1 rRNA gene is annotated in these 285 nt (G+C 60.0%); it reads left to right on the top strand.

Annotated features, from left to right (window positions below):
* A 16S ribosomal RNA gene (locus IG99_RS43835) occupies positions 1-285 on the top strand; the annotation flags it as partial.

Below are 285 nucleotides of genomic sequence, written 5' to 3'. Positions count from 1 at the left end.
GAACGCTGGCGGCGTGCTTAACACATGCAAGTCGAACGATGAAGCCCTTCGGGGTGGATTAGTGGCGAACGGGTGAGTAACACGTGGGCAATCTGCCCTTCACTCTGGGACAAGCCCTGGAAACGGGGTCTAATACCGGATATCACTTCCACTCGCATGAGTGGGGGTCGAAAGCTCCGGCGGTGAAGGATGAGCCCGCGGCCTATCAGCTTGTTGGTGAGGTAATGGCTCACCAAGGCGACGACGGGTAGCCGGCCTGAGAGGGCGACCGGCCACACTGGGACT

Origin of the sequence: Streptomyces griseus subsp. griseus, from assembly GCF_000720255.1 — a bacterium.
In the GTDB taxonomy this organism is placed as follows: Bacteria; Actinomycetota; Actinomycetes; order Streptomycetales; family Streptomycetaceae; genus Streptomyces; species Streptomyces griseus_I.
This window is presented reverse-complemented; position numbering and strand designations above follow the sequence as displayed.